This is a genomic window from Bartonella sp. B23 (genome assembly GCF_053793815.1).
Window position 1 is genome coordinate 882,424 of sequence record NZ_CP200033.1, and the last position, 23,921, is coordinate 906,344.

Annotated in this window: 17 protein-coding genes, 1 tRNA gene and 3 pseudogenes; 11 read left to right on the plus strand and 10 right to left on the minus strand. The window is 36.5% G+C overall.

From position 1 onward, the window contains the following. Positions 1 to 129: 129 nt before the first annotated feature. Entirely contained in the window at positions 130 to 1,473 is a 1,344-nt protein-coding gene (hflX, locus tag V4B17_RS04010; RefSeq protein ID WP_455478930.1) for a GTPase HflX, read from the minus strand. Positions 1,474 to 1,529: 56 nt separating this feature from the next. Next, positions 1,530 to 1,769 (minus strand): RNA chaperone Hfq, encoded by a 240-nt coding sequence (hfq, locus tag V4B17_RS04015; protein ID WP_455478931.1) that lies wholly within the window; start codon positions 1,767 to 1,769, stop codon positions 1,530 to 1,532. Between the two features lie 706 nt (positions 1,770 to 2,475). On the opposite strand from hfq, the gene V4B17_RS04020 reads away from it, so the two are divergent. From V4B17_RS04020 to mazG, 8 genes and pseudogenes are all read left to right on the plus strand, one after another. Next, positions 2,476 to 7,038, plus strand: coding sequence for a hypothetical protein (locus V4B17_RS04020; protein ID WP_455478932.1), 4,563 nt, complete (start codon positions 2,476 to 2,478; stop codon positions 7,036 to 7,038). A gap of 809 nt (positions 7,039 to 7,847) precedes the next feature. Then, positions 7,848 to 10,166: an NADP-dependent malic enzyme gene (locus tag V4B17_RS04025; RefSeq protein ID WP_455478933.1), complete on the plus strand. Its 2,319-nt coding sequence runs from the start codon at positions 7,848 to 7,850 to the stop codon at positions 10,164 to 10,166. A 199-nt stretch (positions 10,167 to 10,365) separates the two neighbouring features. Next, positions 10,366 to 10,650 (plus strand): acyl carrier protein, encoded by a 285-nt coding sequence (locus V4B17_RS04030; RefSeq protein WP_455478934.1) that lies wholly within the window; start codon positions 10,366 to 10,368, stop codon positions 10,648 to 10,650. Positions 10,651 to 10,659: 9 nt separating this feature from the next. Continuing rightward, a complete protein-coding gene (locus V4B17_RS04035; protein WP_455478935.1) occupies positions 10,660 to 11,835 on the plus strand; it encodes a beta-ketoacyl-ACP synthase in 1,176 nt (391 codons plus the stop codon). 14 nt (positions 11,836 to 11,849) lie between these two features. Beyond that, entirely contained in the window at positions 11,850 to 13,124 is a 1,275-nt protein-coding gene (locus V4B17_RS04040; RefSeq protein WP_455478936.1) for a beta-ketoacyl-ACP synthase, read from the plus strand. 67 nt (positions 13,125 to 13,191) lie between these two features. After that, entirely contained in the window at positions 13,192 to 14,220 is a 1,029-nt protein-coding gene (locus V4B17_RS04045) for a zinc-binding dehydrogenase (RefSeq protein WP_455478937.1), read from the plus strand. A 6-nt stretch (positions 14,221 to 14,226) separates the two neighbouring features. Further along, on the plus strand, positions 14,227 to 15,156 hold the full coding sequence (locus V4B17_RS04050) for a lipid A biosynthesis lauroyl acyltransferase (protein WP_455480183.1): 930 nt from the start codon (positions 14,227 to 14,229) through the stop codon (positions 15,154 to 15,156). 29 nt (positions 15,157 to 15,185) lie between these two features. Then, positions 15,186 to 15,996, plus strand: a pseudogene (gene mazG / locus V4B17_RS04055) (nucleoside triphosphate pyrophosphohydrolase). Between the two features lie 89 nt (positions 15,997 to 16,085). Here mazG and V4B17_RS04060 read toward each other — a convergent pair. Further along, positions 16,086 to 16,463, minus strand: coding sequence for an iron-sulfur cluster assembly accessory protein (locus V4B17_RS04060; RefSeq protein WP_455478938.1), 378 nt, complete (start codon positions 16,461 to 16,463; stop codon positions 16,086 to 16,088). 402 nt (positions 16,464 to 16,865) lie between these two features. Here V4B17_RS04060 and V4B17_RS04065 point away from each other — a divergent pair. Then, positions 16,866 to 16,942, plus strand: a tRNA-Pro gene (locus tag V4B17_RS04065). 69 nt (positions 16,943 to 17,011) lie between these two features. On the opposite strand, the pseudogene V4B17_RS04070 reads toward V4B17_RS04065, so the two are convergent. Next, positions 17,012 to 17,830: pseudogene (locus V4B17_RS04070) on the minus strand (DNA adenine methylase). Positions 17,831 to 19,188: 1,358 nt separating this feature from the next. On the opposite strand from V4B17_RS04070, the gene V4B17_RS04075 reads away from it, so the two are divergent. Both V4B17_RS04075 and V4B17_RS04080 read left to right on the plus strand, forming a co-directional pair. Then, on the plus strand, positions 19,189 to 19,536 hold the full coding sequence (locus V4B17_RS04075) for a hypothetical protein (protein ID WP_455478939.1): 348 nt from the start codon (positions 19,189 to 19,191) through the stop codon (positions 19,534 to 19,536). Next, positions 19,529 to 19,933, plus strand: a complete 405-nt coding sequence (locus V4B17_RS04080) for a hypothetical protein (RefSeq protein WP_455478940.1) — start codon at positions 19,529 to 19,531, stop codon at positions 19,931 to 19,933. The genes V4B17_RS04075 and V4B17_RS04080 overlap by 8 nt, the downstream gene beginning before the upstream one ends. A 556-nt stretch (positions 19,934 to 20,489) precedes the next feature. On the opposite strand, the gene V4B17_RS04085 is transcribed toward V4B17_RS04080, so the two are convergent. The 6 genes and pseudogenes from V4B17_RS04085 to V4B17_RS04110 form a co-directional block, all read right to left on the minus strand. Beyond that, entirely contained in the window at positions 20,490 to 20,705 is a 216-nt protein-coding gene (locus tag V4B17_RS04085) for a hypothetical protein (protein ID WP_455478941.1), read from the minus strand. Next, the gene (locus V4B17_RS04090; protein WP_455478942.1) at positions 20,638 to 20,865 is read right to left on the minus strand and encodes a hypothetical protein; all 228 of its coding nucleotides are present in this window, start codon (positions 20,863 to 20,865) and stop codon (positions 20,638 to 20,640) included. The genes V4B17_RS04085 and V4B17_RS04090 overlap by 68 nt, the downstream gene beginning before the upstream one ends. Beyond that, complete coding sequence (locus V4B17_RS04095; RefSeq protein ID WP_455478943.1) at positions 20,862 to 21,524, minus strand: lysozyme; 663 nt, start codon at positions 21,522 to 21,524, stop codon at positions 20,862 to 20,864. Before V4B17_RS04095 ends, V4B17_RS04090 begins: the two co-directional genes overlap by 4 nt. Positions 21,525 to 21,716: 192 nt before the next feature. Next, positions 21,717 to 22,122: pseudogene (locus tag V4B17_RS04100) on the minus strand (antA/AntB antirepressor family protein); the annotation flags it as partial. A gap of 159 nt (positions 22,123 to 22,281) precedes the next feature. After that, the gene (locus V4B17_RS04105; protein ID WP_455478944.1) at positions 22,282 to 22,521 is read right to left on the minus strand and encodes a hypothetical protein; all 240 of its coding nucleotides are present in this window, start codon (positions 22,519 to 22,521) and stop codon (positions 22,282 to 22,284) included. A 194-nt stretch (positions 22,522 to 22,715) separates the two neighbouring features. Further along, positions 22,716 to 23,741 carry an outer membrane protein gene (locus V4B17_RS04110; RefSeq protein WP_455478945.1) on the minus strand — a complete coding sequence of 342 codons (1,026 nt, stop codon included), beginning with the start codon at positions 23,739 to 23,741 and terminating at the stop codon, positions 22,716 to 22,718. Positions 23,742 to 23,921 lie beyond the last annotated feature (180 nt).

The following is a 23,921-nucleotide window of genomic DNA, read 5'->3' on the forward strand; positions in this document are numbered from 1 at the left end:
CCAGTAAAATATTTCATATTTATTTATTAAGAGAAAGTAGTAACTATCCTCTTAACTTGAAAACATATTATTTTGAGATGAAAAAAACGCAAAAATTGAGAAAAATATAAAGAAATATCTCAAAAAACTTTAATTCATATTTTGCTTGATATGTTCCAGCTGTTTTTTTGCTTCAGAGGTGAGTACTGCTCTAATGGTAACAGAACCATCTTCATGACTTTTCTGCATTATATTACCAGAGTTTGCATAAAACCAATCAATAAGTGACATTTCATGAGGTTTTAAAAGACATTCAACCTTTTGCAGTTTTCCAAAAATTCGCTTTTCAATTGCTATTAACAATTGATCAAGTCCATCACTCATAAGCGCTGATACCATTACTGCAAGATTTAACTGTGTCTTCGCGCTTGTTCGCAAAACGTTTAATGCGTGCTCATCCAATATATCAATCTTGTTCCAAACTTCTATGATACGTTCTGTATCTTCAATGTCGATACCAAGGCTTGAAAGCACTTCTAAAACATCATGGGCATGCGCACGATGCTCAAAATCTGACATATCTTTCACATGAAGAATAAGATCAGCTTCAACCACTTCTTCAATGGTTGCTCTAAAAGCTGCAATCAAATGCGTTGGTAAGTTAGAGATAAAACCTACAGTGTCAGATAAAAGAATATTTTTTCCATGGGGAAGAATAACTTTGCGCAAAGTCGGATCAAGCGTTGCAAACAATATATCCTTTGCTAATACATCCGCACCGCTTAAACGGTTAAAAAGAGTTGATTTTCCCGTATTAGTATATCCTACTAAAGCAACAACAGGATGGGATGCTTTTTTTCTTTTTGCTCTATGAAGAGCACGTGTTTTAATAACTGTTTCTAATTCGCGGCGGATACGAATAATTTTCTCTTGCAAAAGACGTCTGTCCGCTTCAATTTGAGTTTCACCAGGGCCACCTAAAAAACCACGACCACCACGTTGTCTTTCCAAGTGCGTCCAGCTACGCACAAGTCTACTTTTTTGATAAGACAAATGCGCCAATTCGACTTGCAAAACTCCTTCTTTTGTTCGCGCACGATCCCCAAAAATTTCAAGAATCAAAGCCGTCCTATCAATAACTTTGCAATCCCACAATTTTTCTAAATTACGCTGCTGCACTGGTGTTAAAAAATAATCTACAATTGCAAGCTCAATATTCTCTTCACTTATATAACGGGCAAGTGCATCTACTTTACCCTTTCCAAACAACGTTGCAGGACGGAGATTAACGATATTAACTGCTTCATAATGAATAACTTTTAATTTTATAGCGCGTGCTAACCCCAATGCCTCTTCAATTCGGGAAGATACTGACCCACCACTTAAGACATTTTTACCCTTATTTTCTTGAAAAACCGGCACCAAAACAAGTGCGCGCACCTGATTTGCAATCTGTGAAGAAGAATCCCTAAATCTCTCATTTTCATTTATCATGGCAATTTAAGCACTTTATAAAATGGGATAAGAGGTTTAAATTAAAAGTAATTTGTTTATTCTGAACTTTCACCTTCAAACATCTGCACAGGTTGTCCAGGCATAATTGTGGAAATAGCATGCTTATAAACCAATTGCGCGTGTCTATCGCGACGTAAAAGAACACAAAAACTGTCAAACGAAGTTACGATACCTGTTAGTTTAACGCCATTTACAAGAAAAATTGTAAGAGAAATTTTTTGCTTGCGCACCGTATTTAAAAACACATCCTGCAGGTGTTGTGATCGTTCTGCCATTATTCTTACACCTTCATCTCGAATTGCATAAAATATTCGTGCATGCATATCGGCTGAAAAATATCCAATTGTCAACGTAGGAGCTTCAAAAATTAGTAAAAGGTAGCTTAAATATTAAAAAAGGAATCTTTTAAGGCAAAAGCACTGCACACCGTGAAAATCTGTCACTAAATAAAAAATTTCCTACGTTTACTTTATGCATTACGGTTCAAAAGTGGGCTTTTATTTTGTCCTCAAAGCACTGTGCATACCCTATTTCACATTCTGTGCATTTTAAGGAAATATATGGTCATCTAGAATCAAACAAAATAAACAGCATAGTAATACGATTCGCTAATTTAGCATTGATAAAAAGAAATAATAGGTTACACAATACAAATATATCCACACACCATAGACTTCTTTTAAACTCTGTGCGTAACTACCACTAAATTATATCTTCCCATAATATAACAGGCTTGTAATTCTATTATGAACAAAAGTTGTAAACAGCATTTTTGTTTTTATTCTACTCAAATATCCATTTGTTTTTATTGTATTTTATACAACTTTTGAATCGGATATAATGAGCTGCGTTAACTTTATCCTGATAAGTTTTTAAAATTTTTCTCAGAACATATTCCTTTCCAAATAATTAACAGCTAGTATACTAGAAAATCTGGAGGAGGACGTATCCCTTTCCCATCTGTAAGAGTACGAGGCGAGTATGGCACGCAGAACCAAGTTACAAACATTTGAAATTGAAGTCGAAGAAGCTCTCTCGAAAGCTATGAACCTTGATTTTGATGACGAAACAATTGAAACGATCTCATTTAATAATTCTGAAAATGCCCCTAATGTAAATGAGTTAGTTCAAAAAATCACACTGGCGGAAGAAGAAATTTTTTCTGAAAATGGTGCTTCAACTTTTGTCTCAAATGCTCATGATAGTGCTGTAATTGATGAGTCCGTTGTTGAACAACTTTTTACTCAAAAACCTGCACCTGAACTTTCAGGTGGAACTGTTCATAATACATTATTGTCTACACAACTGCTTCCTGCTAATGATGATATAACAATTTCTGCAAACCTTGGCTTCTTAAAGCAGCGCTCTACCTCTCGAATCTACTGGTGTACAACAGCACTCAGTGCTCTATGGGCAACAGGAGGTGCTTTTGTTGCTCATAAGCTAGCCCCTGCTGGACTTACTTCCTTATCGAGTATTGCTTCCTTTATTACATCCCAAATGGGAATAGCGGTAGCAGCTGGAACAGCAATCCCTATCCTTATTTCTTGGGGGATTGCTCAATTAATAAAACGTTCAAACGAATTGCATGATATCGCTCTTCTTATGACAAATGCTGTACAACGTCTTAGCGAACCACAACATATATCTGAAAAGCAAGCTATTGCTATAGGACAAACTATCCGTGAAGAAGTCGCAGCCATGAATGAGGGAATTGAGCGCACACTTGAGCGTGCTGTTGAGCTTGAAGCGATCATACAAGGAGAAGTTCACAATCTCGAACAGGCCTATGCTGAAAATGAATCACGCATTCACACATTAATCAAAGAATTGAGTAATGAACGCATAGCCATTTTAAATCATGCTGATCGCGTACAATCAACGATTAAAGGAACACAAGAACAGCTAAGTGATGAATTTGGCTTAGTTACCTCTAAAATTGTGACAAATGCTGAAAAGCTTGCGCAAACTCTTTCCCAGACTCTACAAAAACAGGGAGAAGATCTTGTTGAGAAACTTTCCTATGCAGGTGATAGCGTAACAAATCATCTCATTGAAAAATTTAATGAAACCACAACACAAATTCAGCAAAAAAACACACAGTTCTTCCATGAATTAGGAAGAAATTTTGATGGTTTCTCAGAACGTTTTGATAATAATGAAAGACAAATAGAGAAAACCTTTGATGAAGCAGCTGCTAAAGCTGAAATGCATATCGCTAAAATTGCGACGCATATACAAACAACAACAGATCAAACTCTGCATAGTATTGATGAGAAATTTAAAACGTTAGATGAAACCATTATTGATCGCAATAATCAATCTTTGCAGAATTTTGATGAAAAAATCATACAGCTCGACGATCAGGCACATAAACTCTCTTCTAAATTCGATAAAGTAACTTCAGAAGCGATTGAAGCCTTTGAAAATCGTTTAGCAGCTGTTGATCTTTCACTCAAGGAACACAGCGATTCTATAATCGAATCCTTCATTGCTCGCACACAAACTTTAGAAAATAATGCTGAAAAGCTTGGCGATTTCTTAGAATCACACGCCTTGCAAATTAATACAAGTCTCAAAGAAAGAACGACTGATATCACCGAAGCATTTACAAACGGGCACGAAACCATTCTTTCTGCAATCGACAAAAGCAAAGAAAGGCTAAGAGAGGAAGTTCAACATATTGATAATGCTATCGTTGAGATTATACAAGAACGTTCGCAAGACTTCAAGTTACAGCTTTCTGATCAACGAGCTCTAATGGTAGATGTACTCGATAATGAAAGGAATAAAATTGCTGATACGTTAAGAAGTCAAATTGATATCTTAGCTCAAAATACTTCAAATCTTGAACAGGCTTTGATTGATAAGGTTCAAATCGTTAACCAGCATGCTGGAGATCATGTTGAAGATATAGTTCAATGCACAGAAAAACTACAAGGAATCATCGAACAAAGCTGCAACACAACGAAAGAAGTTTTAGAAGCACAAGCTAGAAATATTGATATACGTGCTGATGCTCTGCGTGACTCTTTAGCCATTAATAGTTTTTCTCTCAACGAAGTTCTCGCAGATCAAGCACGTACACTCGAGCAACGGATGGAAACAATCCATAATCTCATCGCAAAAAGTGATATACGCGTTGATGTTGCATTAAAGCAACAAGTAGATCTAGTTGAAAATGCAATTGCTGTCAACAACAAGAACATTACTGAAACTGTTCAAGGTCATATTAAAAACCTAGAAAGCCATGCAGAAGTTTTGAAGAGTACTCTCTCTCAATCTAGTGGTATATTCTTTAAAACCCTTGATGCACGCATAGAATCGTTTGACACAAATCTAGAGGGTCGTACACACAAAATTTTTGAACATGCAGTTGCACTAGAAGAAACATTGTCCAAAAAACTTGGTCAAGTATGTGAAACTATTGAGATGCAGACATCTGCTCTTGAAGAACGCTCTGACACATTAAAAACATCTATCATGCTTAATAATGAACAAAGTCAGATGATTCAACAAGCGCTGGAAACAAACATTGATAATATGCGCATCACATTAGAAGATTCCGTCAATACAGTCACAGACAACTTGCATAATAAGATTATAAAAGCCTCTGATATTCTTTCTTCTGCAGGTGAACAGATACTTTCATCGGTTACAGATGTCACTGTAAAAGCAGAAAATATTCTCTCAGAATCTGGCAATCGCATCGTATCGAATGTTAAACAAACAATTTATGACACTAGTGAAAAAGTTTTGTCTTCTTTGTCTGATCAAACAACTCATACTGTGGAAGCCTTCACAACGGCTAGTCATAATGCACAAGCATTGTTGAATGAAACAATTCACACTTCGACAATAGCAATTGAACAAGTCCTTAACGAACGCTGTAATATTCTTCATCACTCTATGCGGAATCTTAAAAATAACTTAAAACATCAGCTTTCTGATGTAAGTGATCGTTTGGAAGAAGCGAAAAATCAAACAGCTACTCAAATTTCAGAACATGTGGGAAAAATCACAGAGTTGACAAACCATTTAAATCAAGCTGCACAAAGTACAACGGAGTCAATTGGTTATTTAACAGAGCATATCGGTGAACAACTTTCCCTCTCGGCACAAGATGCTGAGCAAAGAATTTATGCACACAGTGAATCTTTGGTGAATAGCCTGGCACAAACCAATTCTGAAACACTTCAAACAGTAACTGCTATGAAGGAAGATCTCATCAATAATGTCTCATCCATCCTTAAACAGCTAAATCAATCAATTTATAGCTTCCACGAAAATAGCAATGCTTTATTATCGGTGGTTCAAAATATTGATGGTCAATTTAGCGAGACTGCAAATAATTTTTTTCGAAATACCACCCAAGCTGCAGAGCATTTATCAGCCTCAAATCAAGCGCTCAACAACAATGTTGAGGTTCTGCAAGGGCTTTCACAAAATACATTTGAGCAAATTAGTCATATAACAAATAGTTTCTGTGAACATGCTAAAACACTGTCTGAAACTGTTCATGTTCTCGAACAATCCGAAAATTCACTGAGTACAACACTTGAAGAAAAACATAACATGCTCTCTGCATTAAGCAGTGCTCTTGTTTCAAAATCTAATGAAATCAATCAACTGATTGAACATTATGAAAACATTTTCAGCTTAGCACTTGAACGTGCTGATAAAAGTGCGCGTAATTCAACACATTCACTCCAACAATCACTTAATCAGCTGATTAATGAAGCTTCAACGCGTTTTTCAGGAGCAGCAGAAGATATACGTCGTTCATCTGATGAGATTCGTTTAGAACTTTCAAAAATTAATGATGATATTAATGGGAATGTCCAAGAATTGCCTGCAACGAAAAAAGAAATGACGAAAACAATCCGTGCTCCTCTCAATGAACAAATTACGGCATTAAAGGACTTAGCAAGTGTTGTACGAAAAACTGATCAAAAGAATACAAATGAGCAGCTAATGTCAGCATTTCCTACCTCATCAACACTTCGGAAAAGCGATAGCATTTCTCCTGATTCCATCAAAAAGATAGTGCCACCGAAACCCGTTTTACAACAACACCAAAGCAAAAAAAGGCAAAATAAATGGGTATCCAATCTCCTGGAGAGAGCTTCGCGTGAAGAAAATTGGTATGACGAAATTCCTGATGATGCTGTTTTTGCGCCAATGCAAACAAAACCACGTCCTGCTAATGTATCTCTTAATACATTAGCAGCAGGTATATTACGGGCTATTAACCACAATGCCATCGTTGAATTGTGGGATCATTATCAGCGTGGACAAAAAAACATCGTAACGGAACGCCTTTATACTTTGAACGGAAAAGCCATATTTGAGATGATTAGGAAAAAATATATGAATGATGTTGATTTTAGACGTTCAGTTAATCAGTATATTACGGATTTTGAAAAACCCTTACATGAAGTATCCCATGGTTCTGGTTTTTCTAGCTCAGTTCGAAAATATCTGACATCAGATACTGGGAAAGTCTATACTATGCTTGCTCATGCAAGTGGTCGTATTCAATAGATACCGATAGAAGTGGGAAAGATATTTTTCTACTTTTGTTCTAACTGTATTCATAGCTCACCATCATGTGATGCACTAATTTCAAGTATAACATTGTATGTTAAAGGGTAAATAGATGATTGGCATGCAGTTTTCTATGATGTTTTAAGCAGTAACCCTATTTAAAATAGCATAATTAACTACCAAACAGACCGGCATAATGAGATGAACATACCGTTTCATACTTCTCTTGTTCGCCCCCCCCCACTTCACTTTTTATAAAGAGCTACTGAAAAAACGAACTGCATGCGTATAAAACACCCAATGAAAGATTTCTCAACTAAATCTTCATTCATTGAAATACATATTTTTTCTATAATAAACCTTTTTAAAATTATACAAAATTTAGGATTTATAAAAAATGAGCTAATAAATCACACATCTACTTGTAGAACGTATAAATAAGGCACATATTTATGGCAATTAGATTAAATTAGTAAGTAACTTTCTTCTGTTTTTTGCTTATCTTACCAGCATTGCAAAAAAATAACTGCTTGGTAATGTAATGACCAGTAATATTTTACTTATTAAAAAATTGACTAACCTCCGCGAATTTCGGTTAAGGAGAGAAAACTAATTGTGCTAATATCAATAAAACTGTTAATGAGTGCAAACAAAAAGAAATATCAAACTAATTTAACAATCTAAAAGAATTTGTTCATACTCGTTGCATTTTTGTATTGATATAAATTAAGCTCTAGCGGTAGATAAAACCTTATCGTAAATGAAACACTCATATAAACGTACACTGTAATTTGGATATCATAAAAATGTCTACAGAACGAAATAGTAATTTCAGTTCACAAAAAGCTGAACTCGATAGTGCCGCACTTTTTTATCACCAATATCCAAAGCCTGGAAAATTGGAAATACAATCGACAACACCCCTTGATAATCAGCGTGATCTGGCTCTTGCTTATTCTCCAGGTGTTGCTGCGCCATGTCTTGCAATTCATAAAAATCCAAATCTTGCCGCACAATATACTTCCCGTTCTAATTTGGTCGCTGTTATATCAAATGGAACTGCTGTTCTTGGATTAGGAAATATTGGCCCTCTCGCCTCAAAGCCAGTTATGGAAGGAAAAGCTGTTTTATTTAAAAAGTTTGCAAATATTGATGTCTTTGATATTGAAATTGATGCATCCAATATTGAGAAAATGGTAGAAACTGTATCTGCCTTAGAACCCACATTTGGTGGCATTAATCTTGAAGATATTAAGGCTCCTGAATGTTTTGAAATTGAAGAAAAACTTTGCTCTCGAATGAATATTCCAGTTTTTCATGATGACCAACATGGAACTGCTATTATTGTTTCTGCAGCAGTATTAAATGCCTTAAATCTTGCTGGAAAAAAAATTGAAAACGCAAAAATAGTTGTCTCTGGCGCAGGCGCTGCAGCCTTAGCTTGTATTAACCTTTTGGTTCGCCTTGGAGCAAAAGTTAAAAATATTTGGCTTAGCGATTTAGAAGGCGTCGTTTATAAAGGTCGTGAAACCCTTATGGATCGTTGGAAAATTAATTATGCACAAGAAACTGATGCACGAACTTTATCCGAAATTATTGATAATGCGGATATTTTTCTAGGCGTATCAGCAGGTGGTGTTTTGAAACCTAAATATCTGAAAAAAATGGCTCAAAATCCATTAATTCTGGCACTTGCTAACCCAACACCAGAAATTATGCCGGAAGAAGCACATTTCGTGCGACCAGATGCAATGATCTGCACAGGACGCTCTGATTATCCCAATCAGGTCAATAATGTTCTTTGTTTTCCTTATATCTTCCGTGGTGCATTAGATGTTGGTGCTACCGCAATCAATGAAGAGATGAAGATGGCTGCAGTTCATGCAATTGCAGCCCTGGCTCGTGAAGAAACTTCAGACATTGCAGCACGTGCATATTCAAAGAAACCACCTAGTTTTGGTCCAAACTATCTGATCCCCTCTCCCTTTGATCCACGATTAATACTGCGCATTGCTCCTGCTGTTGCTAAAGCAGCAATGCAAACTGGTGTTGCTGTTCGGCCGATTGAAGATATGGAAGCCTATCATGATACCCTTAATCGATTTGTATTCCGTTCTGGCTTAATGATGAAACCTGTTTTTGCTGCTGCAAAAACAGCAGAACGTAAGCGTGTCATTTACGCCAATGGTGAAGATGAACGCGTACTTCGAGCAGCACAAATTGTACTTGAAGAAAAAACTGCAATACCTCTCCTCATTGGCCGTCCACATGTCGTGGAGACGAGATTAAAGCGCCTTGGTTTAAGAATTCGCCCTGGTATAGATTTTCAACTTACCAATCCAGAAGATGATCCACGTTTTCGTGATTATGTTAATTTATTTCTTCGCTATACAGGAAGGCGCGGTGTCTCACCTGACGTTGCTAAAACAATCGTCAGAACATCAACAACAGCGATTGCAGCACTCGCCGTAACGCGTGAAGAAGCTGATGCAATGATTTGCGGCTTAGAAGGGCGTTTTGAACGTCATCTTGAATTGATTGAACAAGTTATTGGTCTTGATTCAAATGTTCGTCATTTTTCTGCTGTGAGTTTGCTTATTTCTCCGCGTCGTACTCTTTTTCTAACAGATACTTATGTTAATGAAGATCCTTCTGCAGAAGAAATAGCAGAAATGACCGCACTGGCAGCACAAGAAATTGAAGCATTTGGTATAACACCAAAAGCAGCATTGTTGTCACACTCAAATTTTGGCTCAAAAAATACAGCAAGTGCGCGTAAAATGCGCCGTGCAACAGAAATTCTTGCTAAATTATACCCTAATTTGGAAGCCGATGGTGAAATGCATGGTGATGCTGCACTTTCTAAAGTTTTTCGTGATCGTGTTTTTCCTGATTCACGCCTCAAAGGCGAAGCTAATTTGCTTGTCTTTCCAACCCTTGATGCAGCTAATATAGCACTCAATCTCGTAAAAAATCTCACCAATGCACTTCACGTAGGACCTATTTTAATTGGAGCCTCACGTCCCGTGCATATCCTGACACCTTCAGTAACTTCACGGGGAGTTGTTAATATGACAGCCCTTGCAGTCCTCGCTGCTAACAGAAAAAATTCTATGATAAAGTAAATAAAAATAAGCAAGCTCAAAATAAATTCCAAAGTTTTTCATAATCTTACAGTATGGTATTTCAAGCACTGTAAACCCATGTGCTCTACAGAAAAGACAGCCATATTCTGGATTTAGCTTTTTTTTTAAAAGAAAAAAGGCTAAAAGAAGGGCAGTAGTGTATTTTGAATTTATCAACTCTATAATAAGGAATCGTACATTGTCCTCTACGTTTGATAAAGTTGCTGATATTATTGCAGAAATTAGTGAAATGGATCGCAATACGATCACACCTGAAAGCCATACAATTGATGATTTGGGAATCGATAGTCTTGATTTTCTTGATATTGTGTTTGCTATTGATAAAGCTTTTGGGATTAAAGTTCCACTAGAGCAGTGGACGCAAGAAGTTAACGAAGGTGCAGTTACAACTGAAGAGTACTTTGTTCTTAAAAATCTTTGTACAAAAATTGATGAGCTTGTTGCCTTAAAAGAGAAAGAATAATTTTTTACCATGTATGATCAGGCTGTATTCATTACTGGTATAGGACTTATGACCTCTCTGGGAGAAGGAGTTGATCATCATTGGAATCTCTTAAATGATTCCACAATTACGCCAAATCTTGATTGTACAACTTTTTCACCCTATACTGTTCATCGGTTGCCAAAGATTGATTGGAATTTACAGATTCCTAAAAAAAGTGATCAACGGCAGATGGGTACGTGGCAACGCCTTGGTACCTATGCGGCTGGTCTTGCTCTCAGTGATGCAGGTATGAAAGGCAACGAACAATTAACATCAACAATGGATATGATCGTTGCAGCAAGTGGAGGGGAACGTGATATTGTTGTTGATACACAAGTTCTTTCTAAAGCACGTACAACAGCCGACCCTAATTCCATATTGAATTCAATCCTTTCGACCGAACTTCGTCCTACTTTATTTTTAGCACAATTATCAAATCTTTTAGCTGGAAATATTTCAATTGTTCACAAGGTTACTGGATCTTCTCGCACGTTTATGGGAGAAGAAGGGTCTGGACTTTCTGCACTTCAAATTGCTACAGCACGTATTAAATCAGGACAGAGCACGCATGCACTGGTAGGTAGCTCCTATAATGCACAGCGCTATGATATGTTATTGGCTCATGAACTTGGAAACCTTTTAACACGGGGTGGGTGGACACCAGTGTGGGAACGTAAAAAATACCCTGGTGGCGGTGTTATAACTGGTTCTGGTGCTGTCTTTCTGGTTCTTGAAAGCAGAGCTCACGCAGAAAAACGTAATGCACGTGTTTATGCTGAAATTGACCAGATACTGACAGATCAAATAGATAGAACAAAAGTCTCGCTTGAAGAGTCAATTATATTAATGTTGAAAGCAATGGCTGCTAAATCTACTTTAGCCATTTCAGCTGCTTCAGGATTTCATGAAGTAACAAAAATGGAAAAAATTGCTCTTGAGATTGCTGATATTTCTTACCGCGGTATTGCAACATTATTTGGGTATATGCGAGAAGCGCAATTTCTTTTAGCACTTGCACTTGCTGCTATTTCTGTTGAAAAAAAACGCAGTTTTTCAGCCTTAAGTAATCATGAAAAGCCTTTTTCTAAAGAAGTACGTGAAGCATTTGTTACAACTGTTGGTATAAAAAGATCTGAAGGTATAGTCCGCCTAACTGCTGTTTGAGGGAGATTTCTGTAGTGAAATATAACGATCATCTCGGACGTCCCATTGTGGCAATCACTGGAGTGGGAATTGTAACATCGCTAGGACAAGGCAAACACGAAAATTGGCAAAAATTAACAAGTGGTATCAGCGGTATCCATAAAATAACGCGTTTTCCCGTTGAAGGATTAAATACGCGTATCGCTGGGACAGTTGATTTTCTTAAAGAAAGTACCCTTGGTGCTTCAGCTCTCTCTGAAAAACTCGCGTATCTCGCAGCAGAAGAAGCTTTAGTGCAAGCAGCTCTTGATAAAATGGATTTTAATGGCCCACTCTTTTTAGCGGCTCCTCCTGTTGAGCTTGAATGGACAGCGCGTTTTGCTCTTGATAAAAAAGAGACATTCACTAGTGATCCCTCTTATGCGCGTCTTCTTGAAGTCTGCAGTCGTAGCCTCCACGAAAAACTCTTCAAGAGTACACAATTTGGTGCAATTGCGGAAAATCTTCAAAAACAATTTGGAACAAAAGGACTTCCTGTTACACTTTCAACTGCTTGCGCATCTGGTGCAACGGCTATTCAATTGGGCGTTGAAGCTATTCGACGGAAAGAAACAAATCGTGCACTTACAGTTGCTACGGATGGTTCAGTTTCAGCAGAATCCCTTATTCGCTTTTCATTATTATCTGCTCTTTCAACCCATAATGATCCTGCAGAAAAAGCAGCAAAACCCTTTAGTCGTGATAGAGATGGTTTTGTTATGGCAGAAGGATCAGGCGCTCTTGTTCTTGAATCTCTTAAAAGCGCATTAAATCGTAACGCTACAATTTTAGGAATTTTGGCTGGTTGTGGAGAAACAGCAGATGATTTTCATCGTACGCGCTCAAAGCCTGATGCATCTCCAGCAATTGAATCAGTTCGCAAAGCCTTAGATGATGCCAAAATAACCATCAATGAAATTGACTATATTAATGCACATGGAACCTCAACACCTGAAAATGAAAAGATGGAATATCTCGCATTGTCGACAGTCTTCGGTGATATTTTAGAGCATATTCCTGTTTCTTCTAATAAATCAATGATTGGGCATACATTAACTGCTGCCGGTGCCATAGAGGCTATTTTTTCATTGTTAACGATTCAATCGGGAATAATTCCCCCTACAATCAATTATGATGATCCTGATCCTACTATCCCTTTAGACGTTGTTCCCAATCATAGTCGTAAAGCTTGTGTCAATGCGGTTTTATCAAATTCATTTGGATTTGGTGGTCAAAACACGAGTCTTGTTATCACAGCATATAAAGGCTAAATCTTTTAATACTGATCAAACTCATTATGCTTAACCTAATAACCATATATATTTAAGTGGAAAGATAATGCGTGCACTGCAATTATTAAATGAACGCGAGCTTGAAATCACCAATATTGCCCCACCGCCGCCGCCTAATCCTGATGAAGCAACAGTGCGTATAAAAGCCGTTTCTCTTAATCATATTGATGTATGGGGCTGGCGTGGTATGGCCTTTGCTAAAAGAAAAATGCCCCTTATAATTGGTGCAGAATCTTCCGGTGAGATCACTCGACTAGGAAGGAATGTTAAAAATTTACAGCTAGGGCAGATCGTCTCAATTTATGGAGCGCAAACCTGTGGAACATGCAAAGCTTGCCGTGAAGGACATGATAACCTTTGCAATGATGTAAAAGGTGTCTACGGTTTTCATCTTGATGGATTTGCCTGCGAACTTGTCAATTTGCCAGCACGCCTATTAGTTCCGGCTCCACAAAAATGTAATGAACTACAAGCGGCTGTTGCTCCAGTTACTTTTGGTACTGTAGAACATATGCTTTTTGATAATGCAAAACTACAAGCCGGAGAAACAATTTTGGTACAAGCAGGTGGTTCTGGCATCGGCTCAGCAGCCATTCAACTTGCAAAACATATGGGATGCACAGTTATTACGACCGTAGGTTCAGATGAGAAAATTGCAAAAGCACAGGCTCTCGGAGCTGATCACGTGATTAATTATCGTAAAGAACGTTTTGAAGGTATTGTCCGAAAATTGACTCAAAAAAAAGGTGTTGATGTTGTTTTTGAACACGTAGGGGCTGATACATGGAGCGGTTCTCTGTTATGTATGAAACGAGGAGCACGCTTAGTAACTTGTGGCTCTACCTCTGGAGTTACAGCACCACTAAATCTCATGCAGTTATTCCAGCAACAACTTAAGATATTCGGTTCATTTGGCTGCCGCATGGAGAATATGCAAAATGCTATGCAGAAAATGGCACAAGGCGTTGTACACCCTGTCATTGATACAATTGTTGGATTTAATGAAATTGATACAGCTTTAAAACGCATGGAAAGCCGTAATGTTTTTGGTAAAATTATTCTTAAAATCGATTAAATTATGATAAAATTTTATATTAAAGTTTTCATGTATCGTATTAAAATAATGGTAAAAAGATCATTTTATTTTTTATGGGGATATCTGCTCATTGGTTCTTTATTTATTTTAAAATATTTTCCTGCAAACATTGGAATTTCTTTTTTTTCCTTCTTAGCAAAAACATTCGGTCCTCTTGTCCATCGTCATAAAATCGCGCTTGCAAATCTTAGAGCTGCATACCCAGAAAAAACAGAAAAAGAACTGCATGCAGTTGCAATAGAAATGTGGGAAAATATAGGACAATTTATAGCTGAATATATTTTTCTTGATAAAATTTTTGATTTTGATCCTCATGCAGACCAGCCAGGTCTTATTGAGGTTAAGGGTGCCGAAATATTTCAGCGATTAAAAAATGAAAAAAAACCGCATATTTTTTTCACAGCCCATACTGGAAATTTCGAACTTCTCCCTATATGCGCTCAAAGTTTTGGCCTTAATATTACAGTGCTCTTTAGACCACCAAATAATCCCTATGTAGCAAAACGAGTTCTGAAAGCTCGACAAACTTCTATGGGGCATCTCGTCCCTTCTAAGGCAGGTGCAGCTTGGGCATTAGCAGCTAAATTAGCAGAAGGTCAAAATGTTGGTATGCTCGTTGATCAAAAGTTTCGTCGAGGTATTTTAGGAACATTTTTTAATAGACCACTTAAAACAAATCCCCTGATTATAAAGCTTGCGCGACACTATAATTGCGATATTTATCCAGCGCGCTGTATTCGTCTTCCTGGAGGGCGTCACCGTTTAGAGTTGTATGAACGTGTAAACCTTCCACTTGATGAAAACAATGAAATTGATATAGCTGCTTCTGTACAAAAATTAAATGATATTGTTGAAAGTTGGGTACGTGAATACCCCGGACAATGGACATGGTTACACAGACGCTGGGATAGCTGATATATTGCAGATTTATGTGAAGGACATAAATGAGCGCGTCAAAAAATATTAATGATCTTATCGCAGTTGTTGCAGCATTACGAAATCTTAAAAACGAACGTATCTGGAATGTAAAACAAGCATTTTAATATCTTGTACTCTACATGCTTGAAGAAGTTTACGAAGTTATCGATGCCATTGAGCGAGATAACCGCACAGATCTTTGTGATGAACTCGGTGATCTTTTTTTACAGATAATCTACCACGCTACAATTGCGCAAAAAGAAAAAACTTTTCTTTTGGAGATGTTGTTTACGTAATTACCGCAAAAATAATTCTTCTCCATCCCCATGTTTTTGGAAATGTAGAGAAAGAAAACGTGGTTTTATAGCAGAAGAATGGGAACAGATTAAAAAAACAGAACGAGCTAAAAAGAAACAATAGCGCAAAGAAATAAACCTATCAAACGATTTCACAACAAGCGTTCTTGCAAAAATAAATTCTTGCAAAAATAAAAAAGATCTAGCCAGCAGACCAGGAAGCACTTACTTTACAAAGAGCGGCTGCCGAAGTGGGCTTTTATTAGTATGAAAATCATAATTTTTTTGCAAAAATTGAAGAAGAATTCAATGAACCAAAAAAGCAATCAGAAACAATAATATATCAGATATAGAAGCAGAATTCGGTGATCTTTATTTTACCCTGCTTAATCTTGCACGCTACTTGAATACTGATTCACAAAAAGCATTAAAAAAAACAAATATAAAATTTCGAAACCGTTTTGCCTGCACTGAACAAAAAATATCCGCTCAATCCAAAATACCAGCTGATGCAACTTTAAATGAAATAGAAAACCTTTGAAATAAGGCAAAAAGCAAGAAAAATATCAGATTTCGCTAACCTAAAAAAACCAACAAACATCCAAATTATTCAATAAAATCTGACCAAGTTCAATTGGCTTGATACGCTTTATCTAGCTGATCTTGCAAAGCAGGACGAAGTTCCACCGATTCACCACATCCACATGCTGAAACTTGATTAGGATTTTTAAACACAAAACCAGAACGAAGTGTTGTCACTTCGTAATCTACCTGCGTCCCTAATAAAAATAATATTGCATCATGTGCTATAAAAACACGGGCGCCGTTAATTTCAACAACATCTGCATCCACCCCCTCTTCCTTTACAAGGGTAATTGTGTATTCCATTCCCGCACAGCCACCTTTCTTTATACCAATAAGGATGCCATGTGCATCTTTTGCATCCATAATCGCTTTAACATGATTTACTGCAGATTCTGTCAAACTTACTACCGAAAAACAGCTCATTATTTACTCTTTTCTGCTCAACAAAACTTTGGTAATGTTTTATCTATAATATCTTTAATTGTCTGATATATCAAACATAAAACAACAAGACGTAAATTGAAATATTTTGCCATCGGGATGAAAGCCTCATATCTGATAATTTGGATTTATCATTATACAATCTGAACCTTCTATTTTACCACCCTCACATCTTGCATAAAATGCCTGTTGTAGAAAAATCAAAAAGATGTCACCATCCCCTCATATTTATTAAGTTACTGAAAAAATGAACAAGTTTAGAGACACAAACTTTTTATGAATACAAACTCTCTTTAAAAATACAAAAGTATTTTATAGATTTTATTCTGTTTATTTTTTCTCTTGCCTTTAAAGAAACAGTCGTTTAGTCGTTTTAAGCAGAAACGGAGCGTAGCGCAGCCTGGTAGCGCACTTGACTGGGGGTCAAGGGGTCGTGGGTTCGAGTCCCGCCGCTCCGACCATTTTTTTCACAGGGTTTTCAAGGTGGCTTTAAAGGATCTTCACAGGCCTTTCAAAGAGTCTTTTTTCTATTAAAAATCGCAATTTGTGATGATCAGTTCTTTAGCAATAGCATTATTTGAGCTGCCACATAAATAAGATGTGGTGACCTCTTTTATATGAAATTGACTAAAGGTTTTCCGAATTTTTGGTACGTCATTTAAAGAAAGAAGAAACTTGCCCTTTAATTACGCAAGAATCGTAGCCATCACCTGATAATCTTCTCGTTTAAACAAATCCTTTCCATAATAATTCTCAGCACCCCAATAAGGCGGATCAAGGTAAAACAAAACGTTTTATTTATCATAGCGAAGAATAAAGTCTGACCAATCTGTATTTTCAATCGCAACCCTTGCCAAGCGCTGGCAAAGAAGCTCTAATGACGCTTCAACCTTAAAATAATTAAACCGTGCACCACAGCTCGTTTCAACGCCAAATGTGCGCTTTACCACCTTGCCGCTAAAACTTGACCGTTGCAAATACAAAAACCGAACAACACGCTCTAAATCGGTTAAATCCTTTTGCTCTTGCCGTGAGAGACGTTGAAATGCCTAACGGATGCTGATTTGGAACTTTAGCATATCCATAAAAGGCCGATAATGGCGTTGCAAAACTCTGAAAAAATTGATCACATCTCCCCTGAGCGATCAGGGATGATTTCCACAACTGGTATCAATGTTCTCCTAAAGAAAATTCCTCCCATTCCAATAAAAGTTCAGCATAAGCATTGTGCGGAATCTATTCAAAATTTTGACAAGGATTTTGGCCAATATTCCCTTGCCACAAACATAAACAGCTGCTGGTGTCACAGCAAAAACAGATTGTGATGTTTCTGAATAAATTGTGTCCATAATTTCTTAACTTCTTCCATCCATAAGTGCCTTCTTCTCATTGCTTTGAGTGATAAAAAATGGCTGCAATGTTATGTCTTTTGGCATCGGACAATTTTATCGATAAACTGTTCCCGTTGGCTGGATAACAAGACAAGCCTCTATTACTTACTATTTCCCCTTTCCTTTTCTGGTCCTTCTAGGATAATTTCTGTGGTATAGTCGCTGGCTTTTTCATGGCGATGGGGCACCGTAGAGGCTTTCCATTGTCCATTCATTTCCCCACGAAACCCACAGAGAAAAAAGGTCGATTGGCCATTAAATGCGAGAGATATAAAACAAAGGCAAAGGAATAATTATTGAACATCCCCCTATAAAGTACATCTTTTTTCGCCGAGTTGTTCTATTAACGCTCTAAATTTTTCTAGGTCATGCTGCGAAAAAATTTCTATCGCCTTATCAAACGTACCATACATACATCTGGTAATTAGATGGATTAGGAGGAATTGTAATTCAAATTTTATACAATATTCATTATCATAGGTTATGATTTTTTCTGCTAAAAACAATTACATTGGTGTACTTATGCTGGTCAATCTATAATCTATAATCAGGGATCTTAAAAAAGCTGACATCATTACAGTACCTAAAGAATCTGTAATCAATTCTATACAAGCTCATGCAAAAGAAATTAAGGTTGTATTCAATTTTTCTGCAAATGAAGACTTATTTGCTATTAAGCCCATTTCATCTATAAATATTTTTGATAATGGAGATGAATTCACAAAAGAGAATAAAGATCTTTTTCTACTTATAAGAGCGATTATAAAATTAAATAAGGGTGTAAAGGCGCTGGACGTATTTCTTACTTAAAAGTATTTCAAAAAATTAATATTACAAGCTTTGTTAAAAACGAAAACAATGCTGATGTTTGTGTCTTACTAGACTTTGCACCGCAGTCTACACAAGATTCCTTTAAAAACGAATAGGCTAAACAAAATGAGTGGTGGAAAACGCATCTATGTTTTGAAACTCCTTATGAGCCATAAGCATTATTCGCCGATAAATATTAAATCAATTTGTGATAAAATTTACCATTACCTTTTTTAAAAAAAAGAAGATATTCAGATTAACTTTCATATAAAAAAAGGCAATGCTGACCATATGATTGATACAATAAAAACACAAGAACTGCCCCATTCAGATAAGAAAAATTTTAATATCAATCATTTAAAAACCCCATTTACTCTTTCTTATTATTTTACAAAGATTGAAAAAACAAAAACTCCAAAAGCACAGTAGAAACGTTTTATTGCGCTAATAAGCGTACTGTTATACCATTTTCAAAATTTATAAATATCAATCCAATCAACGGGAAAATGATGATATTTTTATTAGAATCTTCTTTTTTGGATAAGCATGTTAACGATGAAAAAAATGAATTTTATATCAATGAAAAAAATTCTGACTTAGAAAAATCATTAAGTTGGGCTAATATTAATAAAAATTTAAAAAGTGTTTTAAATGAAATTATTGACACTAACTTCCAAGAAATTAGAGAAATAAAGAGGAATTCTCTTAAAACAGTTGTTAAAGAATATCCTTATTTAGCAGAATTTTTAAATGGAAATGATATGATTGGTGGCATGTTTCAAGAAGATCAATTTATTGAAAAGGCAGAAAAAATATTAAAAAGAAAAATTATCCCTCAGAAAAGAGTTGCGTAACGGTAAAGAAAAAGTAGAAGAAAATTTACAAAAAGCACAAAAATTCGCTAATCTAGAATTAACCCAGTGCATTGAATTTCGAGATTATACTCTGCAGAGATTTGATAAGTTAATACAACCTGAAACTTTAGAAAAAGAGATTCATAATTTATTTATTCTTCAAAGAAGGTTAGCAAATAAAACTTCATCATTGCCATTAAGAGAAAATAATTTATGGTTGCTTGATGATGAATTCACGAGTTATGACTATTTGCAAGGCAAAGAAGGAACAAACAAATTTCTTTCTCAAGTTAGTTTACTATCTGCAGACTCTGAAGACGATATTCAAAAATTATCTAATCATCCTGATGTAGTTGTTTATTTTGATTCTACACAAGAAAAAAACGAGCTGTTTTAATGGAATTTAAAAGACCTAAAGCAAATTATAAAACTGATGGCATTGTTCAATTAAATCATTACGCTCAAATTCTCATACAGAACGGTTTAAGTGAAGTATATATGTGTCTTATTGCTAAGATAGATAATGCTTTTGAAAATGCGCTGCATCTTACATATAAATTTTCTCCTATTTTTTTCTTCAACAGAAAAAATTTACCAGCGTAGTTTACTTCCTAACTTAAATGCTCATCAATAAGTTATTTCGTCAAAAGCTATTATCGGAAACACAAAAGCACGGAATCATATTTTTATGAAAATTATTAAAAAAGATCCCCTACGCCATCTATCAACATAAGACTATAAAATATTTTATCACTCAGCTCCTTGAAAACCACTGCTTCAAATAAACAAAGATATCATTTAGTGCATCCATAAGGCGTGCAAATTCAAGAATGAATAAAAAGATGGTAAATACGATCCATTTCATACAGCGAGATACCACTTTTATACTTTGGTAAGTAACAATCATCTCTTGGAGTATTTCTTTTTATGATTCCATAAGATCTGTTGTTTTCTCAGCCTTCTTTCTGGCCATGCTTCCACCCGCACAAGCACTCGCCTTGCTTGTTATGCTTTAAGATATCTCTTGCTAAGTTTGAGCTGATAACGTTCAGATCTTGCTTACCTAAGTAAATGGGCATCCAACCTAGACAGGAAACAGACCTATTTATCGCGCAACCAGTCAGAGAGATCAGCACGCACATCAGCATCACTTTTCTTGTTAATTTCATTTTCCACCTTAAACCGTGTTGCTGCTGATTCTAAAGCTTTCTTTGTTTGTTTCTGTTGTCCAAACTTCTTTCCAAGGTAAAATGCTTTCACTATAGCCATAGAAAAAGCAGCAAAAGCTGCCATCATAAGTGTTAAGTTTTTCTTTACCCGCCAGATCATAAGCGTTGCTCATGAAAACGTTTGGCTATAAACATAACACCGATACAGGCAGCTATAATCATAATGGCTGCAAAAGCCCATTGAACTGGGCCATTGCCTGCCAATAAGCCTCCAAGTCCAGAAAAAGAACCAATAATTGGTGCAAGAATTTCTGCTTTGAAAAAACCTGTTGGTTCTTTTGTTTCTACCGGTTGATAATTTGAACAAACATAAGACCCCTTTGCCCATAATCCCGATTCTGCTGCACGACGATTAACAAGACCTTCGAGACATTGTCCTCCTGCTTTTGTCCATCTCTGTAATTCGGTTGGAACAGATTCATAATCACTATTATTGAGCTTTTTTAAAAGCGTCGAATTGCAAAAAGCCGTTGCCCCTACATTATAACAAAAAGACACCAATGCTGAAAATTGCTCATCCGTTAAAGGGACAGCGACTGCTTGCTCAACAGTATTCTCAAATTGTTTTAAATCTTGGCAAAGAATGGTTTCTGCTTCTTTTTCTGTGATACTCATACCTTTACGCACCAAAGGTTCTCCAGCAGCGTTGGTATGGCCATAACCAATTGTCCATACACCAATAGCATCCTGATAAGACTGTAATCGCAGTCCTTCCCATTGCTTAATGAGCATAAGCCCCTCTTTCGATATTTTTCGCATTGCTTCCCTCCATAAAAAAAGCCCCGCAAAACGCGGAGATAATTGACATATTTAAAATTCATTTTCCCGTCCTTTAACAGCGAGAGAAGATAAAACTCATTGATAAGGGTTAAGATACTTTCTAAAGTGGGTCTTCTAAAACACGATTAGATTCATTGATTTAAGACTTTAATAATGTCCGTCCTCTCACACATCTCTTTCATTCACCTTAAAAGCATCAACAAGACGCTTATGAATTAATCCCAAAAGATAACAAAGCCTTTTCGGCAGATCTCATATCATTCCAATAATTTGGTAAATCAAACCGTGTATCACGGTCAACAGATTGGCTTTTTAATTTCTTCTCGCACTTGATAAAATAGCGACGCGCTTTCTCACCATTTTCATTACGCTCTACCATGGCAAGTTCTTTTGCCATGTCAAGTGTGAGGTGATATTCTATATTTGGACGACCACCTGAGGGTTTCGGTAAATTTTTACCGAAACTGATAAAGTCCTAATTTTTTAAGAAAGCATATTCCTCAATACGATTCTTTACCCAATTTTTAAATTCAGATTTTACTTCCAAAAACGCATGTAATTTACGTGCATTTCCTGTCTAAACAGTTTCCTAACCAATAATTTGTTTTAATATTGGTATGAGCGTCATTGCTAACTCCAAGAGGCTATAAGTTATTGACACTCAAGAAGAGTGCTGGGTTCTAACAAACACGGCATCTAGTCCATAACTCCCTTAGCCTATTCAGAAACGACCGTTTCAGTTTCTTTTTTTGCTTATCTCTTCGTGACTATCTGTTTTTGCATTCTCATCAATCGATTGTTCTGTATCAACAGCAATACATTGCTTTTCTTGATAAATTTTAGCAGCATGAGCACATTTAATACGAGCATAAATTTGATTAAAAACTTCAACAAATGGATTATCCAAAGTTGAAGGCCCAAAACGAACAGTGCTTTCGTTATTGCCGAAAACGCACATTGATCTGGCAATGACCATTTTCGTAGGCTCTCCCTTTGTAGACTAATTTTAGGCTTATTTAATGACATGACTGGTCAATTATTAGATTTTTTTATTTACAAAAAAGAAACAACCAATTTTCCTGGGAAAACCAACCTCTTCAGCCACATTTATAATAAAAAATAAAGGCTCTATCTTAAGATAGAGCCTTTTAAGCTGACTTATCTAAAAAATTAGAATTTGTAAGCTATTCCAGCACGGAAATCATTCGTCTTATATTTAACTTCGATTTTGTCATCAAATTTCCTTTTACCAAAATCTGAGTAACGATATTCTGCACGCACAATGATATTATCTGTCACTGCAAAATCAATACCACTACCCAGAGTATAACCAATCATGGTTTTTGTAGCATCTAATTCTTGATCAAAGGGATTTTTCCCCTTAATTGAGACCGACATAACATCCTGAAACTGCCCATAAGCGATACCACCAGAAATATAAGGCATCATACGACCAGCAGAAAAACCAGCACGCACCCGCGTAGCACCTGTCCATTTTTGTCTGAAAGTATGACTAAACGATGAACGACCGTCGTTGTCTCCTTTTTCAGCTTCAGCTTCAGCTTCAGCTTCAGCCCTTACAACAGATCGAGAAAATTTGCCACTCTTACCTACTGCAAACCCCAATTTTTTCCTACTATTTGCTTCCCCCCCTTCATCACCATTGGACCCACCAGCACCATCACCAGCACCAGCACCATCACCAGCACCAGCACCATCACCAGCACCAGCACCAGCACCAGTACCAGCACCAGTACTAATTTCAAGATCAGGATCAGTACCAACACCAGGAGCTGCAACAGTTATTGTACTCTTTCGATCCGTAAAAAGTATATCCGTATCAACCCCAAGAACAAAATTATTACCGAGACTAAAGTTAGCACCAGCATAAAAACCACCTATAAAACCAGAAGGTTCAGGCGTATATATTTTTTCGACTGGTACCCATTTATTCTTTCCACTATTCTTACCAGGATAGAGAGGAATATCAGTATTAGGCATCATAGCAGAACTTTTGCCTGAAGAACCACCAATTTGAGCTCCAAAATAAAGACCTGACCAAGAAAAAGAGGGAGAAGAAAAACCCGCTGAAGCGACGCGATGCACCGGCTCTTCAAACACCGCTATATCTGCTGCCTGCACAACAGAGGACGAAAATAACGCAAAAATGGAGGTTGTTATAAGTATTTTATTCATAGTATATCCCAATATTCTGAAGTTGAAAATTAAAAAAAAACGCATACTCTAAGTCAAATATAAAAAAAAATGATAAATAAAGTATTAAAAAACATTTTCTGAAAAATGACATATGCTCATCTGAAAGTATATGTACAATTATCACTAAACTTCATATATATATACCATACTGTATACACC